The sequence below is a fragment of the Limosilactobacillus caccae genome, from assembly GCF_900156885.1.
Taxonomy (GTDB): domain Bacteria; phylum Bacillota; class Bacilli; order Lactobacillales; family Lactobacillaceae; genus Limosilactobacillus; species Limosilactobacillus caccae.
On sequence record NZ_FTOY01000010.1, the window covers coordinates 19373 to 35284 of the forward strand.

Below are 15912 nucleotides of genomic sequence, written 5' to 3' on the forward strand. Positions count from 1 at the left end.
CCTATTGAAATAGTTCTTCTAAGTCTGGTTGGTAATCTTCAATAATCTGCGGCTCATTAGCATCATTAAACTCAATCACCGTGTCACCAACCTCATCAAATAATTTTTCATTGATTGCATCCACCAGCATATTGACCATCAAGTGGTGGTCCTTAACGTACGCTTGCCAGGGTTCCTTGCGAAGCAGGTGTACCAGCAGGTAGTGCTCGTCTGGCGTCAGGTCAAAGTCATTAGTTGGTGTTGCTGGCACTTCTTCACTGGTGTCACCTGCTGAAACCGGCGCTGGTGCTGGCTGCTCTGCAGGTGTCGCCGCTTCTAATGCCCGTTCCTCATCGGTCAACAGGCTCTCCCTGGTAACCGACGCATCTTCACGGATCTTAGCGAGCTGCCCAAAGTCAATCTTGACCTTGGGCCGCCGTGCCTCCGCGACTCGCTGGCGGACAATCGTAATCGCCGTCTGGATAGCTGTCACCATCGCATCGTCAGCTGGCCGGCGTTTAAGTTGCCGACCAAGCTGAAATGCCTGCCGAACCAGTCGATCAATCTCATGCATAAAGTCGCCAACGGCCTGCCGCCGTCTTTTTACGGGCAGGTAGTATTCCTTTTGCCAGCGACCATTTTGACAACGAAAGATCAATTGCGGATCCACTCGGTATTCACCATTTCGGTGCGGCTGCTGGTCATAGAAAACCGCACTGCTAAAGGGGTAGTAGGCAACACTAGCCTGCCAGCCAAGTAAGTTAGCCACCACATTTTTCTCCGGAGTTACCACCAGCTGGTGCCAGCTCTCCTTGATGATCTGGTCCAGCATCCCCGCGTCCTTCTTTTGCAGGGGGCAGTGGTCCAACTGGTAGGCAGAAAATGTCTTTAGGGCGTCGGCAACCGCTGCCGCCGAATGCTCCTGTTCGTTTACCAGCGTGTCAAAAGCCGTATCTTCTGCTACTTGGTCTGCAAATTGCTGACGAATCGTCTCCTCGTCAAAGCCATAGTAAATCACGTAGTCTTGTTGCCACTGGTTGAGGTAGGACAACAACTTCTTATCCGCATAGTCCTGATATGCCTGTCGAAAGCTGCACAACCGTTGGTAACCATCAGCTGGATCCGCCACCCCAATCTGGTTGAGCAGTTCATAAATGTACAGGTAGACAAATGATAAGCTCGTCTGTTCAATTTTGCCCTGCCGCACCTTCGTCCGCCAGGTAAAGTACCCCCGGAGCTGGTCAGTGTCAAGGTTATGATAGGTTGGAAAGTAGCGGGTAACGTGCCCGGCATATTCAAAGTCGTCCTCGTAATCAGCCATCGCACACCCCTGAACGTAGAAGTTTTTCGCCCGGCCCGCAATTGAGGGCAAAGTATAGTCATACAAGGCCTTCATCTTCCGGATCTGTTCCGGGATCTTTTCCTGGTACGAATGGTAAAAACGCTGGGGCGGCGTCGGCAACGGCTGGTCTTGGTAGTCGCCCTGCTTAGCAAAGGGCGGCACTTCGATCAGGTGCTCGTGGGCTCGTGGTGGGACCGCCTGCTTTAGCGATCGCTGGAAAGCGAGGTCCAACAGGTGGGTGACAATCTTTTCTGGGGTATGGTCATCTAAAAGAATCCCAACCCACTGGTCCCCCTTCATCCAGAATGGTTCATTGATGCCTAGCTGGGAGGCCGCTAATGGCCCACACTTAATATCGACAACTGACTGCTGGTGAAAGTGGGTAAACATCGCAAACCACTGCTCAGTCGCCGGCGAAGCAAGGAAACAGTCATCCTTGTCTGGCAGCCACTGGTAGATCGCCCGAATCCCGTATTTTGCCCGCGCATAGCTTAATAGGTCGCCCCGCTTCATCGTCTCGTCACCTCACTTAACAGAATGTCTGTTCGTTTTCTCAATGTCTTTAATTATAATATTTTCCTGACAAATTGTCAGCTCAAAAGAAATAGGCTCAAGCTGGGAAAAAAGCTTCTCGGATCCCCGGTGGGGTAACCTAGGACGGACGTTGGCACGGTACGGGCCGACGTTTGTCCGTAGTTACCCTTGAGGGGCTCGCTTTTTTCCCGCGATTACTATGTAATATTCGGAGATAAAACTGGGGCTGGGAAGAAACCATGTTTCTTCCCAGCCCCAGCCTCGCAGTAATTATATTAAGTTGTGCTTAGCCGCAACAGCAATTGCCTGCGCCCGGTTATGAACATGAAGAAGGTCGTAAATTGTCGTTAGGTAGTTCTTCACCGTCCGGGTCGTTACAAACATCTTCTTGGCGATTTCCGCGTTAGTGTCACCTTCCGCGATAAACTTCAGCAGGGTGATTTGTTGGGGCGTTAGTTTGTGGACGCCACTCTCATCATTACTGTCCATGACAGTGGTCAAGACTTCCGAACTAATCGCGATATAGTTCGGGTCTTCCAGGATTTTTTGGATCTTCTCAACAATCTTTAGCGGCATCTCATCCTTTAGCAGGTAGCCACGAATTCCCTTTCTAACTACCTCTTGAGCAATTTTAAGGTCAATCTCCGTCGACAAAATCACGACATTGGTCTTATCGACCAGCTCATCAAGCAAGGTGTTGCCATCCATATTGGGCATCAACAGGTCCAGCACAATTAAGTCCGGGAACTTCTCCATCGCGTGCAGCTTTTCCAGCGCATCCTGACCGTCCGCTGCCATTGCGGTCACTTCTAAATTATCCGTATTCTCAATTACCATCCGCAAGCCTTCACGCACAATCGGATGGTCATCAACAAGCATTATTGAATATTTCATTGCTTTTTCTCCTTAATTTCAAACGTTCCGACTACTTTCAAGCCCCTTGGCAAAGGTTGAAAAACAACATCGCCATTATATTTAGCAGCTCGCTCCTTCATGTTCTTTATGCCGAAGTGGTTGCCCGTGTCATCATCAGGGACCCACGGCTGACCATGATTAAGCACTTCAATTGTCAGCCACTTATCCGTAACGGTCATTTTCAACTCCGCCTGGTCAGTTTTCCCGTGTTTGACAACATTCATCAGTGCCTCGCCGATAAAGCGCTGGATATCAACCATCTCACTAACCGGTAGTTCAACATCGTGGTCAATTTTAAAATCAGTCGTCAGGGCATAGTCTTTTTCGATAATATCAACTGTGTCAATTGTTGTCTTTTTTAGGGCCACCCATTCATCAGTTGCACGCTGGTCGCGGTACTGTTTGATTAGCCGGCGCGACTGCATGATCGATGTCTGCGCCATCTTCTGGGTCTCCTTGACCGTTTTCTTAGCTTTGTCTACGTTTCCCATCCCCAACAACTGGTCAATGACCGTTAACCGCATCCCGATGCCAACAAGGTCCTGCGTGAGCGTGTCATGAAGGTCTCGCGCTAGCTCGTGCTGAATTTTTTCTGTAGTCAATTCCGCGATTTGCCGATTGGCCTGGTGGAGTTTGATATTTGTCTGAACAATTCTTTCCGCCTGCCGGACCAGTGACAAGAGGTTAAGCTGGACGACCTTTACCGCGATTGCCAAACCAAGTAAGGCCTGCAAAATGATCAAGACAGTCATTAGGTCTAGTTCACTATTGTAAAAAATAAAACACAGGGCCGTTAACGCGTAAATAATCGTAACGTAGGGCAAGTCCTTGATTCGTTTACCCAACAACATCTCCTCAAAAAGCATTGCCGGTATCGGCGAGATAAATGAGAGAACGGGCGACTTAAAAGCATACATTCCTAATAGGGACACGATCCCCTGGCTAACCAGTAATAACTTCAACCAGTAGCCACTGAACTTGGCCGCAAAGGCAATCGTGATAAACAAGTAAAAGAGGATGCTGACTCTTTCCACATACTGAATCAGGGTCGTCTGCGGCCACTGGTAACCGTTGACCACTGAGTAGAGAATCATAATCCACAGCACTAATAGCCACCGGTCATTTTTATAAAATTTTCTTTTTATGCTTTGCTGGACGGCTTTATCTTTCATTATTATTGACACTCCATTAATTTTAAAAACAAAAAGAAACGGAAGCCATAATTCCTCCATTTCTTTTATGATATGGTGATTGATCATGTTTATCAATCAAATAACGATAAATTGCCCTATCGGGAAAACGATATAACAAATGACCTTCCCTAGTAGTTTACCTGGCTATTTAATCTGTTCAAAGTTCGTTGACTTCTTGTCAACCCCCTGACCAGCATTAGCAATCTGGTAGGTAAAGCTACTCGAGTGCATCTTCTTTCCCAGAACTAAGACATTGTTGTACTGCCACATTGAAACCTGGTTATCCTGGGTCTTCGAGATCGTTAGCTTGCTCCCCTGTGCCTTATAATTCCATGTTCCCTGCTTGGCCTCGCTTTGGTATACATTTTGAAAGTCACTAGCACTGTTGCTTGCCTGAATGGCCTTATCCTTGCTTGACGTGACAACTACCTGGTCGCCACTCTCCGCAAAGGTCATGTAGGCATTTTGACTACCCGAAACGGACGTGTATTCATAGACGTGACCAGGTACGTGCCGTGCAACCGCATGACTGGCGTAAAAGTAACCACCGCCAAGGATAACAACAATTGCAACAATCACGGAAATAATAATCTTTGTTTTCTTTTGCATGACTAACCCCTACTAATTGGCAACGTCACTGGTGTCAGTGTCTTCGTCTTCATTAGTAACGGCTTGGCTATCACTGTCTTCATCGCTGCTACTTTGACTGCTTTCACTGTCATCACTACTATCTTTAGCGCTACTACTGTCTTCGCTGCTGCTTTCTTCATCGTCTTGACTAGCGTAAACATGCAGTTCACCGCCGTCTTTTTCGATGTAGATCGTGACATCATTGTCATCCTTATTGTCTAGGGCATCTTCAATTGCGTCAAGGACAGCATCGTAGTCCCCCTTCTTGGCATCCTTGAGGAGGGCCGCAGAATCAATATCCAATTCGTCCGCATCGCTACCACCATCGCCGACTTCAAATGATAGCTTGTCATTGGTGTTGGCATCTTCAAGCCCGTCAACGATTGCAGAAGCAGTCACCTTGGTCGTCTTAGTTGAGTGTGATGAACTGCTGTCACTCTCTGTATCATCATTGTCAGTAGTTGCCCCGCCAGCCTTGTAAATGTGGGTGGAATTATCAATGTTTTGAACCGCGTGTGGTTGGACATTGATATTCACGTTCGTTGACCCATTGTTGATGGTGACCTTAGTCTGGGCAACCGCGTCCGGGTTGACGTTTGGTACATAACCCGCCGGAACATTTCCAGTCCGGTTTAAGATCAAAATGTCACCGGCGTAAATCAGGTCCGCGTTTTGAATGTTGTTGTCGTAACACAATTTAGCAACAGAAATTCCGGTAGCACTTGAAATTCCTGATAGGGTGTCACCCCACTGGATAACGTACTGTGCCCCGTTAAGGTTGTTTGTGTCGATGTGTTGCATAGCCATGTGGTTAGAAATTTGCTGTGGTGTGTTCGCAATCCAGTTGGTAATGTCAGCTTGTTCTTCCGGCGTGCCACTCGCGGTGTTAGCGTTAGCGACCGTAATTGAAGTGGCAACAACAGATCCCGCCAGGACTGCTGTCATTAGGGTCGCCGCAAGCTTCTTATGATTATTGCTTTTCATTAGTCTTTCCTCCTATTTTCCAATGAAACCTCTACACCTTTATTTTACAGCCTTCACCAGTCCCTTTTCAACGGCCGATATTATTGATCAATCTTTGGCCAGTGCCGCTGGTGATTCACGGCAACTTTTTGCTTGATCGCGGTTCCAGGATCAATGCCGAGTTTATCAAACATGTAAATCAAATACATCATCGTGTCGGCCAGTTCCTCTTGTAGGTGGGCCCGTTGTTCTGCGGTCAGCTCCTGGTCGGCTGGTTGCCACTGAAAGATTTCTAGCACTTCACTGGCCTCAAGGTTTAAGGATATTGCAAGGTCTTTAAGGTTATGAAACTTATTCCATCCCCGCTCGTCACGAAAGTCACGGAGGATATTGGCGATTTCTTCGTAGTCCATTATAAAAAACTCCCTTATTCGTTTTAACTTCTATGATACTAGAAGATGAAAAAGAGTACTACTGCCTCACACAATAGTACTCTTCTATCCACTTTTTATGATATTCATTATCAAAATAATTGCTACTTAGTAATTCCGATCATAATTCCACCGGCCACGACTAACAGGACACCGGCAATTGTAAACTTAACTTCCTTAGGTGTCTTGGATTCATGCAAGATCCACAGGCCACCGAGTGTGGAAATAATTACGTTTAACTGGGAAATGGTGTAACCAACGGCCACCCCGTTGATCTGGTTGGAGAAGATAATACCGAGGTTGGCAATCGCAAAGCAGGCACCAGTTGCCATGTTTTGCCAGGTCTTTTTTGCAAACATCTGGTTGTCTTTTTCAAAGGCACAGAGGATCACCATCGCAACGAAAATTGCTACTGCTTGCGGAAAGACAACGTCCCAGCCACTGAGCTTAAAGGCCGTTGGGAAGGAAGCGTAGGCTACGAAGCCGAGGGAGGAGATGATCAAGTAGAGCATCCCCTTCTTAACGTTGCTCCCCTGCTCGCTCTTTTCGTGATAGGCCGTCATCGCAATCCCGCCGACAATCAGGACCAGTGCCCCGATCCCAAGGAGCCACTGGTTTGCCGACGTCCATTCGTGAAAACAAATTGCCCCCACGAGCGCGGTTCCGACTAGTTGCTCACCGACCGAAATTGGCATCGTCATCGTCACCCCGACTAAGGAGAAACTCTTAACCTGGAGGATGATTCCGATACAAAAGCCAATCCCGCTAAGTGCCGAACCGATCCACAGCGCCGGTGTCAGCACCGGTTGCTTGATGAAATAAACAATAATGCCGACAATCAGGGTGACAATCGCCATCCCCATTACCTTGTTGGTGTACTTTCCACCAATCAGTTGCATACTGATAACTTGAAACCCTAACCCAAACGCGGGGATTAGCGCGATTAAAATATCAACTAGCGACATCTTATCAGCCTTCTTTCTTTAATTGAGTTTTCACGACATAAATATCCACACTTTTATTTTAGTTCAATCTTTCACAATAGCAAGTACAAAAAAAGCAGCCAGGATATCCTGACTGCTTCGGTTGCATTCTCATTCTCGTGGAAGGTCCGACAAACCAATTCTTTCGTATGCGCCATTCTTTTTACTTTCTGGATGAGGGTCTAATCCGACAATTGTAATATCTCTTTTATCTGGTCCATAAACCCAAAACATTCTTCTAGCACTACTATTCCTATTTTCCAGATAAGATTGCCATACTTTCATGCCATATTTATTAGATAGTACATCAATATTATGACTTTCTAATCCTGGATATTTAGGACTAATGGACAAATGTTTTAATGCCTGTCCCCACTTTTTATATAAAGTTTCATCCTCTTTGCTAATCGCATTTAAAAATCTGATAAGTCTACTGGCGCAGACACTTTTTCCTTCTTTAAATTAGCGATTGATTCATCTATTACTGCTAATGTTTTATCTGATATTCCTGCTGGGTCTTTTAACTCTTTGGGAGCTAATACTATATATCCATTTTCAAATTCTTGAACTTTGTAATATTCAAATTTTGACTTGCGTAAAGTAATCCTTTTTTTGCTATCAGTGTGGGCAATATAGTCATTAACAATTTCCATTTTTGCAGGTCCTTTCCGTGGGAATTCCCACTAGTATTATATCATATAATACTAATCTTCAGATACACAAAGAAGATTAAATCCTCATGCACAGACCTACTTTATCGTTGAATTGGTACTGCGATGAATATAATGACTAAGCTCACCTAACTTGTAACACCTTTAATATCTTTACCGCAAAGCTATTCCCCCCGCCGATTACCCAACTCCCAAAAAGCCAATGCTGAGGCAGCAGCGACGTTCAACGAATCAACCTCTGGCGCCATCGGAATCTTAATCGTAAAATCACTTTCCGTAATCGTCTTTTCTTTTAGTCCCGGCCCTTCTGAACCAAGAACAATCGCCAGCTTATCGACCTTTGCTAATTGGGGGTCATCAATACTAACGGTGTTGTGCCGCAGGGCCATCGCCGCCGTTTGGTAGCCCAATTGGTGAAGGATGTCAATCCCTTCTGCTTGCCATACTTTGGCATCAACATAGGTCCACGGTACTTGAAAAACAGTCCCCATCGACACACGGGAGGCGCGCCGGTAAAGCGGGTCCGCGGAGTCACTCGTTACGATTACACCATCGATGCCCAGTGCGGCGGCGGAACGGAAGATTGCCCCAATATTAGTGGGATTAACGACGCTTTCCAGCACCGCAATCCGTGGATGGTCGGTTGGCATGGTCGCCAAAAAGCTGCTCAGGTCAGGCCGCACTATCCGGTGCATCGCAGCCAACGCCCCCCGTAAAAGATTATAGCCGGATAACTGCCGGATCAGACTACTATCAATGACATAAATTGGCGTCTGCCCTAGTCCCGTCGTGTTATTAGCAGCCATCTCATGATCGAGGTCCGCCAAATCACGCTTCATTACCTTCTCTTCCATCAACAGGGAAGCTGGCCGGTAACCAGCGCGCAGGGCTCGCTCGATTACCTTCGGGCTTTCCGCAATAAACAAGCCCGGCTTAGGTTCTAAAGCATGAAAAAGCTGTGCCTCGTTAAGCCGGACATAGGGATCCAAATCGGCTCCCGCTAAGTCTGTAAGAAAAATTAAGTTATGCATGTTGAATCTACCTTATTTGTAATGGTCTTATCGTTCTTATCCAAAGAATTTGAGTATTGTTGGGTTAGTAATGCCACTTTTATTTGTAATAAGCTATCCATTTTAACGCTTTTCATATTGCGTGTTAAAAGAACTACTAACTTTTTCTTTCTTAAATAAATTAATAATGAGGAAGCAAATAAACCTCTCGCTTCCTCATTATTATTAACATTATTCGTATTCAATCGTCGAAGGTGGCTTACTCGTGACATCGTACAGGATCCGGTTGACGTGGTCGACCTCGTTTACGATCCGTACGGAAATCTTTTGTAAGACATCCCATGGAATCTTGGCAAAGTCCGCTGTCATCCCGTCAATTGAGGTGACTGCCCGGATTGCGACTGCGTAATCGTACGTCCGGCCATCACCCATGACCCCGACGGACCGGATGCCTGGTAAGACAGTAAAGTATTGCCAGATTTCTTCGTCCAGACCTGCCTTTTTAATTTCTTCGCGAAGGATTGCGTCACTCTCGCGAACGATTTCTAGCTTGTCCGGCGTGATTTCACCGATTACCCGGATTCCTAAACCAGGGCCTGGGAATGGTTGCCGCCATACTAATTCGTGCGGAATCCCAAGTTTTTCACCCAGTTCACGGGTTTCATCCTTGAAGAGCTTCCGTAATGGTTCGATCAGCTTAAAGCCGAGCTTCTTCGGTAAGCCCCCAACATTGTGGTGGGACTTGATCGTTTGGGCAGTGTCGGTCCCGGATTCAATTACGTCCGTGTACAGCGTTCCCTGGGCAAGGAAGTCAGCATCCGGAATCTTCTTGGCTTCTTCATTGAAGACTTCGATAAATTCCTTCCCGATGATCTTTCGCTTTTGTTCAGGGTCAGTAACGCCGGCAAGCTTGCCGAGGAAGCGGTCAGCGGCATCGACCTTGATGATGTTAACCCCCAGGTCACGGCTCAACGCATTCATCACTTGGTCTGCTTCATTTTTCCGCAACAGACCGTGGTCAACGAAGATACAAGTCAACTGGTCACCGATTGCCTTGTGGATCAAAACAGCGGTAACGCTGGAGTCAACCCCACCGGAAAGGCCGAGAATCACTTTCTTATCACCGACTTCTTCACGGATGTGATCGATTTGCATGTCAATAAAGTCATCCATCGTCCAGTTGGCCTGGGCACCACAAACATCAAAGGCAAACCGGCGCAAGATATCAAGCCCGTATTCGGAATTACGGACTTCGGGGTGGAATTGGACCCCGTAGAACTTGCGCTCACTGTCAGCAATTGATGCGATTGGGCAGTTCTTACTCGTCGCCGTAACGGTGAAACCAGCAGGAGCTTGGGTTACCAAGTCACCGTGGCTCATCCAAACGGATTGCTTTTCTGGCAAGCCCTTAAATAATGCTGCATCGTCTGCAGTAACCGTAATGTCTGCCCGACCATATTCGGAGTTATCAGCTTTTTCAACCTTCCCTCCGAGGTCATAAGACATTAACTGCATCCCATAACAGATCCCCAAAATTGGGATCCCAAGTTTGAAAATTTCTGGGTCCACCTTGAATGCCGTTGGATCATACACACTGTTTGGTCCACCGGAGAAGATGATTCCCTTGGGGTTAATCTTCTTGATCTCCGCAGCGGTTAAGTTGTGTGATAACAGTTCAGAGTAGATACCGAAGTCACGGAGCCGGCGGGTAATCAGTTGGTTATACTGGCTACCAAAGTCCAGCACGATGATCTTGTCAAACGCATCTAAATTGATGTTTGCCACAATGCCACTTCCTTTGTTTAAATTAAAATTTCTTTATTGGCTAGTTTACAGGCTGAAGTAAGCGTGGTCAATGATTATTTATCAGTTATGCAATTATTTTGTTAGAATTAATGGTGAGTGCTAGTTTCAAAAAGAATTCACATAATTTTGCAGGAACTTTGCTATAATAGCGAAAATAATTTCAAGGAATGATAATCATGGATATCTATGGTAAATACGCACCAAACCTACCATTAATTCTCAATGATGTTCTTACACAAATCAAAGCAATTAACGAGCAACACGTTCAAGCGGGCGGGGCTAAGCTCTACGAACACCTTAATGGGCGGGTTAAGACCAATGACAGTATGATCGAAAAGTGTCAGCGAAAGCAACTCCCGGTCACGACAGAATCAGCCCTGCGGAAAAATCACGACGCAATTGGCATCCGGATCGTGTCAAACTTTATTGATGACGTGTACAAGAATGTCGAGCTGCTGAAAAAGGCGGACTGGTGCGACGTGGTCAAGGAAAAAGACTACATCGCCAACGCCAAACCAAACGGCTACCGGAGCTACCACCTCATCCTAATGGTCACCACCCCGTATGAAGACTACGATGGCCACCGCCCGGGCAAGTATTATGTCGAGATCCAGCTCCGGACAATCGCCATGGATACCTGGGCCAGCCTCGAACACGAAATGAAGTACAAGCACACCGTTAAAAACGCTGCGATCATCAGCCGGGAACTCAAGCACTGTGCAGACGATCTCGCGTCTTGTGATGTCACAATGCAGACAATCCGGCAACTAATCAATCGGCCAGACTAAGGAGGACCACCATGAGAATCTTACTAGCTGAAGACGAAGGGCAATTATCCCGCGTCCTAAAGATGGCAATGACCACCAACAATTACACCGTCGATACGGCAGCCAACGGGCAAGAAGCCGTCGACCTTGCCCAGCAAAATCCCTATGACGTCATGATCTTTGATATCATGATGCCAGTCAAAGACGGGATTGAAGCCTTAAAAGAATTACGGGCAAGCGGCAACCACACCTACACGATTATGCTCACCGCGATGGCTGAAACAGACGATAAGGTCAACGGTCTTGATGCCGGAGCGGACGACTACATCACCAAGCCATTCTCACTAAAGGAACTCCTCGCCCGTCTGCGTTCCCTTGAACGGCGGCAGGATAACTACTCACAGAGCACCTATTCCCTTGGTGACACCACCGTCGACACAAGTGCGCAAAACCTTTCCAGCAGCAACTCAATCAGTCTTTCAAAAAATGAAACCCAGTTGCTTGTCTTCCTAATCGCCAATGCCAAAAAAGAGCTTAGCACGACTGAAATTCTCACCAGCAACTGGGGACAACAGGCGCAGGTCAATGCGGCCGACCTCTGGATTTATATCTGCTACCTCCGGCAAAAGCTTGCAGCGGTCAAGTCCTCTCTTCAGATCAAGGGTGCTGAGGGCGGCCCCTACCAACTAATAGAAACGGGTGAAAGCAATGATTCAACGCCTGCGTAGAAAGTTCATCCTCGTTTCGATTGGGGCGCTGCTCGTCGTCATCGTAACCCTTGTCGGTGGCCTCGCCTCGATTAGTTATTACCGTGCCCATCAACAGATCGATACCGTCCTCACGATTCTTTCCCAAAAGCACGATCAGTTAAACAGCGAGGACACCAAGCAACAGTTCCAGCAACGCCTCGGGCCAAAATTTAACCGGGAAGGGATCTACCAGTACCGCTACTTTACGGCAACTGTTTCGGCCGATGGACAAGACGTCAGTAAAATTGATGATACGCATATCATGACCGTTCCGCGCAATAAAATTACCACAATTGCTAAGCAGGTCAACCAGCGGGGGGATAGGAAAGGCACAATCCATTACAACAAGAACACTTATGCTTACCAAGTCAACCGCCTACCAAACGGGGATTCGACCATCACCTTTCTTGATTCGTCAATCATCATGACTACTACGAATGAAATTATCAAAAGCGGCATCTATCTCGGGGGCTTTAGCTTGCTTCTCTTTGCCCTGGTGCTTGCCCTCTTCTCAAAACGGGCAATCCGGCCAGTTGAACAGGCAGAGCAGCGGCAAAAGGAATTCATTACCAACGCCGGCCACGAACTAAAAACCCCGCTTGCCGTTATATCCGCAAACACTGAGATGGACGAGATGATGAACGAGGAAAACGAGTGGACAAGGAGTAATAAACAACAGGTCGAACACCTCACCCGGCTGATTGGCCACCTCATTTCCCTTGCCCGCTTCCAAGAAAATGCTAATATTGACCTAGCGGCGACTAATATTTCGCAGATCGTCAAGGAAGCAAGCGATAGTTTTACAACTGTAATCACCCATGAGGATAAGGAATTTCATTCAATAGTCGCCCCCGACCTGACGATTATGGCAAACCGGCGTTACTTTTACGAACTGATTTCAATTTTACTCGACAATGCCAATAAGTATTGCGACCCGCATGGAAAAGTAACCCTTAGCCTCCAGAAGTCACCACACGGAAAATACGCCCTCTTTGCGATCAGTAATTCATACGCTGACGGAAAGGACGTTGACTATCATAAGTTTTTCGAACGCTTTTACCGCCACGACCAATCCCACCACCATGGTAAACAAGACGGTTTTGGCATCGGCCTGTCAATGGCACTGGAACTGGTTAACACCTTTAACGGGAAGATCAATGCCCAGTATAAAGATGGCTGTACGGTTATTACGATGCGGTTTAAATTAATTTAATAGGAAAAGGACCTGCTGGAGTGTGGAAGCAGGTCCTTTTTAGATGGAATATTTATGTTGAGAATAGATTGATTACTTATTTACTAGTCTTCAAGATCGATATTTAATAAGCGAAGTTCTTCATTAACTGCTTGAGTCTCAAGAATTGTGGCTTCTGAATCCTTTTTAGTCATGATTCTCGCCTCCTTCCTATTCGTTAAGACCGATAAACTGTTTGACAACGTTATCGACAGTAAACCCATACTTCTTAACAACTTCCGCGCCGTTACCGCTCATCCCAAACTGGTCAATGCCGATCACCTTGCCATCAAGGCCAACATATTGTGACCACATCTGCGGTGTTGCCATTTCAACTGCCAGCCGCTTCCTGACGTCAGCTGGCAGGAGTTGTTTACGGTATTCTGCTGGCTGCCGGTTGAATTGTTCCATGCTAACCATTGAAATAACACGTACATCAAGGTTATGTTCTGCTGCTAGCACCTTCTTTGCCTCAAGAGCCAAGGATAATTCCGAACCACTTGCTAACAAGATACCGTCAAGCCGATTGTTTTCCTTAGCCGCAATATAGGCACCGCGCTGGGCATCAGCATCCATTGTCTCTGCTAAGACCGGGAGATTTTGCCGGGAAGCAATAATAATGCTTGGCTTATCCGTTGTCTTAGCAATTACCTTCCAGGCAGCAATCGTCTCGTGAACGTCAGCTGGCCGGAATACTTGAACGTTAGGAATTGTCCGCAGCATTGCCAATTGTTCCACCGGTTCATGGGTTGGGCCATCTTCACCCACCGCTACCGAGTCATGCGTGAAGATAAAGATTGATGGCAAGTTTTGCAGTGCAGCGAGCCGGATTGCCGGCTTTACATAGTCACTGAAGGCCATGAAGGTACTACAAAATGCTTGACTAGCACCGTGGAGGTTGATCCCGTTGATGGCAGCAGCCATCCCAAATTCACGGACCCCAAAGTACACGTTCCGCCCGCGGTAATTTGCACTGCTAAAGATCTCACCTTGCTTTAAGTCGGTCTTATTAGAAGCAAAGAGGTCAGCGGCCCCACCCCATAATTGTGGATTGCGTTCCCCTAGGTCCTGCAATACTTCAGCGTTTGCCACCCGGGTTGATACCGTCTCCCCAACTTGGTGGTGCGGGGTCAATCCACTGGCATCAAACTGCTGGTGCATTAACGCCGCTGCTTCGGTTGGGTAGTTTAGTTGGTAGTCACTAAACATTTCTTGCCATTCCTGGTAGAAATGTTTCTTTTCGTCTAAGTAGTGGTTAAAGCGTTGGTAAACTTCAGTTGGGTATTCAAATGGTTCGTAATCCCAGCCATAGTTTTCCCGTGTTGCTTTAAGCCCTTCTTCGCCGAGTGGGCTACCGTGAACCTTGCTTGTCCCTGCATTTGGTGCCTTAAAACCAATCGTGGTCTTAATTTCAATCAGCGATGGCTTAGTTGTCTGTTCGGCCTGCTTTATTGCCCGGGAAATACTTTCGAGGTCATTACCATCGTCCACCCGTTGGTAGTCCCAGCCAGCAGCCTTGAACCGTTTCTTAACGTTTTCGTTAGTACTAAGGTCCAGTGGCCCATCAAGGGTGACGTCGTTGGAATCATAAAGGACAATCAGCCGGCCCAATTGGTTCTTTCCGGCAAGGTTCATTGCTTCTTCAGCGACCCCTTCCATCAAGTCACCGTCACCAACAATACAGTAAGTGTGGTGGTTGATGATTGGGTATTCTGGCCGGTTGTACATTGCAGCTAGGTGCCGCTCTGCCATCGCCATCCCAACTGCCATTCCAAATCCTTGGCCCAGTGGTCCAGTCGAGCAATCAACCCCGGCAGTTAGTTGGTATTCCGGGTGTCCCGGTGTCCGGGAACCGAGCTGACGGAAGTTATTAATATCTTCTAAGGTCAAGTCAAAGCCGTTAAAGTGCAACAGACTGTAAAGTAAGGATGAACAGTGACCACCAGACAACACAAAACGGTCACGGTTAATCCACTTATCATCAACCGGGTTAAAGTTCATAAACTTTTCCCAGAGAGTGTAGGCCATTGGTGCCATCCCTAATGGTGAACCAGGGTGTCCACTGTTGGCCTGTTCAATCATGTCCATACTCATAAAACGGAGGGCATTGATTGCCAGTTGGTCAGCAGGCGAAAACTCGACAGTCGTTTTCTTTGCCTTAGGAACACGTAAACTATTAATCATAAAGTATAAACTCCTTTTTATTGTGGGCTAACAACACCATCAATGTTAATGTCGCCAGCCAATTCTTCAGGTAAAGAACCAACCAGTGGTCCGGCGTAGGCTAACTGCACCTGTTTCCCCAGCGGTGGACTAACTACCAGGTCAGTCAGCACTTCACGAATTTCACGGTGGTTGAGGCGTAAGGTCCAAACGTCTTCATGGCTTACTTCGTCAGATAGCCATTGCGGCGAATATGCAAAAACAATTTCTTTAATGTTGATATCAGCAATTCCTTTTAGCATATTACTCAATAGATTGCTCATCCGTTCCGCAAATGGTAGTGGCAAAAGCCGCGTTGCACCTTCGTTAATGTAAAGAACCGGTGTTAGGTGCAGTCGCAAGATTTCCTTAAGTTGACGATTAATCTCAGCTGATGATACGAATTCATCCTGAGCATTAACTGCTACATATTGCCCGCCAAGCTGATAATTCTTCTTCTCTGCGAGCTTTTCTAATGGTGCACAAACAACTGATTCTTTAAGCAT

At 47.0% G+C, this 15912-nt stretch carries 15 protein-coding genes; 3 read left to right on the forward strand and 12 right to left on the reverse strand.

What is annotated here, in order from left to right:
* Position 1: 1 nt before the first annotated feature.
* The 10 genes from CZ502_RS03520 to guaA all read right to left on the reverse strand — a co-directional run bounded on the left by CZ502_RS03520 (position 2) and on the right by guaA (position 10436).
* Positions 2-1834 (reverse strand): TerB N-terminal domain-containing protein, encoded by a 1833-nt coding sequence (locus tag CZ502_RS03520; protein ID WP_076459720.1) that lies wholly within the window; start codon positions 1832-1834, stop codon positions 2-4.
* 291 nt (positions 1835-2125) lie between these two features.
* A complete protein-coding gene (locus CZ502_RS03525) occupies positions 2126-2749 on the reverse strand; it encodes a response regulator transcription factor (protein WP_076459721.1) in 624 nt (207 codons plus the stop codon).
* Positions 2746-3942: a sensor histidine kinase gene (locus tag CZ502_RS03530; RefSeq protein WP_076459722.1), complete on the reverse strand. Its 1197-nt coding sequence runs from the start codon at positions 3940-3942 to the stop codon at positions 2746-2748. The genes CZ502_RS03525 and CZ502_RS03530 overlap by 4 nt, the downstream gene beginning before the upstream one ends.
* A gap of 165 nt (positions 3943-4107) precedes the next feature.
* On the reverse strand, positions 4108-4572 hold the full coding sequence (locus CZ502_RS03535) for a hypothetical protein (RefSeq protein WP_076459723.1): 465 nt from the start codon (positions 4570-4572) through the stop codon (positions 4108-4110).
* Between the two features lie 12 nt (positions 4573-4584).
* Entirely contained in the window at positions 4585-5577 is a 993-nt protein-coding gene (locus CZ502_RS03540; RefSeq protein WP_076459724.1) for a LysM peptidoglycan-binding domain-containing protein, read from the reverse strand.
* 80 nt (positions 5578-5657) lie between these two features.
* Positions 5658-5969 carry a nucleotide pyrophosphohydrolase gene (locus tag CZ502_RS03545; RefSeq protein ID WP_076459725.1) on the reverse strand — a complete coding sequence of 104 codons (312 nt, stop codon included), beginning with the start codon at positions 5967-5969 and terminating at the stop codon, positions 5658-5660.
* Between the two features lie 122 nt (positions 5970-6091).
* Positions 6092-6952 (reverse strand): GRP family sugar transporter, encoded by an 861-nt coding sequence (locus CZ502_RS03550; RefSeq protein ID WP_076459726.1) that lies wholly within the window; start codon positions 6950-6952, stop codon positions 6092-6094.
* Between the two features lie 431 nt (positions 6953-7383).
* Positions 7384-7623, reverse strand: a complete 240-nt coding sequence (locus tag CZ502_RS03560; protein WP_076459728.1) for a hypothetical protein — start codon at positions 7621-7623, stop codon at positions 7384-7386.
* A 182-nt stretch (positions 7624-7805) separates the two neighbouring features.
* On the reverse strand, positions 7806-8672 hold the full coding sequence (locus CZ502_RS03565; protein ID WP_076459729.1) for a TrmH family RNA methyltransferase: 867 nt from the start codon (positions 8670-8672) through the stop codon (positions 7806-7808).
* A 210-nt stretch (positions 8673-8882) separates the two neighbouring features.
* Positions 8883-10436 carry a glutamine-hydrolyzing GMP synthase gene (guaA, locus tag CZ502_RS03570; protein WP_076459730.1) on the reverse strand — a complete coding sequence of 518 codons (1554 nt, stop codon included), beginning with the start codon at positions 10434-10436 and terminating at the stop codon, positions 8883-8885.
* Positions 10437-10633: 197 nt separating this feature from the next.
* On the opposite strand from guaA, the gene CZ502_RS03575 reads away from it, so the two are divergent.
* The 3 genes from CZ502_RS03575 to CZ502_RS03585 are packed head-to-tail and all read left to right on the forward strand — an operon-like array spanning position 10634 to position 13186.
* Positions 10634-11245 carry a GTP pyrophosphokinase gene (locus CZ502_RS03575; protein WP_076459731.1) on the forward strand — a complete coding sequence of 204 codons (612 nt, stop codon included), beginning with the start codon at positions 10634-10636 and terminating at the stop codon, positions 11243-11245.
* Between the two features lie 11 nt (positions 11246-11256).
* On the forward strand, positions 11257-11952 hold the full coding sequence (locus CZ502_RS03580; protein ID WP_076459732.1) for a response regulator transcription factor: 696 nt from the start codon (positions 11257-11259) through the stop codon (positions 11950-11952).
* Entirely contained in the window at positions 11933-13186 is a 1254-nt protein-coding gene (locus CZ502_RS03585; RefSeq protein ID WP_076459733.1) for a sensor histidine kinase, read from the forward strand. The genes CZ502_RS03580 and CZ502_RS03585 overlap by 20 nt, the downstream gene beginning before the upstream one ends.
* 189 nt (positions 13187-13375) lie before the next feature.
* Here the strand turns inward: CZ502_RS03585 and tkt are convergent, their stop codons facing one another.
* Together tkt and CZ502_RS03595 are read right to left on the reverse strand one after the other, a co-directional pair.
* Positions 13376-15388, reverse strand: a complete 2013-nt coding sequence (tkt, locus tag CZ502_RS03590) for a transketolase (protein WP_076459734.1) — start codon at positions 15386-15388, stop codon at positions 13376-13378.
* A 17-nt stretch (positions 15389-15405) separates the two neighbouring features.
* Entirely contained in the window at positions 15406-15912 is a 507-nt protein-coding gene (locus tag CZ502_RS03595) for a triose-phosphate isomerase (protein WP_076459735.1), read from the reverse strand.

Excerpts from the sequence above, each read along its gene's own strand:
- CZ502_RS03560 (WP_076459728.1), bottom strand. The coding sequence starts at position 7,623 with ATGGAAATTGTTAATGACTATATTGCCCACACTGATAGCAAAAAAAGG.
- CZ502_RS03595 (WP_076459735.1), bottom strand. The coding sequence starts at position 15,912 with ATGCTTAAAGAATCAGTTGTTTGTGCACCATTAGAAAAGCTCGCAGAG.
- CZ502_RS03550 (WP_076459726.1), bottom strand. The coding sequence starts at position 6,952 with ATGTCGCTAGTTGATATTTTAATCGCGCTAATCCCCGCGTTTGGGTTA.
- CZ502_RS03540 (WP_076459724.1), bottom strand. The coding sequence starts at position 5,577 with ATGAAAAGCAATAATCATAAGAAGCTTGCGGCGACCCTAATGACAGCA.
- CZ502_RS03545 (WP_076459725.1), bottom strand. The coding sequence starts at position 5,969 with ATGGACTACGAAGAAATCGCCAATATCCTCCGTGACTTTCGTGACGAG.
- CZ502_RS03525 (WP_076459721.1), bottom strand. The coding sequence starts at position 2,749 with ATGAAATATTCAATAATGCTTGTTGATGACCATCCGATTGTGCGTGAA.
- CZ502_RS03535 (WP_076459723.1), bottom strand. The coding sequence starts at position 4,572 with ATGCAAAAGAAAACAAAGATTATTATTTCCGTGATTGTTGCAATTGTT.
- CZ502_RS03530 (WP_076459722.1), bottom strand. The coding sequence starts at position 3,942 with ATGAAAGATAAAGCCGTCCAGCAAAGCATAAAAAGAAAATTTTATAAA.
- CZ502_RS03565 (WP_076459729.1), bottom strand. The coding sequence starts at position 8,672 with ATGCATAACTTAATTTTTCTTACAGACTTAGCGGGAGCCGATTTGGAT.
- CZ502_RS03575 (WP_076459731.1), top strand. The coding sequence starts at position 10,634 with ATGGATATCTATGGTAAATACGCACCAAACCTACCATTAATTCTCAAT.
- tkt (WP_076459734.1), bottom strand. The coding sequence starts at position 15,388 with ATGATTAATAGTTTACGTGTTCCTAAGGCAAAGAAAACGACTGTCGAG.
- CZ502_RS03585 (WP_076459733.1), top strand. The coding sequence starts at position 11,933 with ATGATTCAACGCCTGCGTAGAAAGTTCATCCTCGTTTCGATTGGGGCG.
- CZ502_RS03580 (WP_076459732.1), top strand. The coding sequence starts at position 11,257 with ATGAGAATCTTACTAGCTGAAGACGAAGGGCAATTATCCCGCGTCCTA.
- CZ502_RS03520 (WP_076459720.1), bottom strand. The coding sequence starts at position 1,834 with ATGAAGCGGGGCGACCTATTAAGCTATGCGCGGGCAAAATACGGGATT.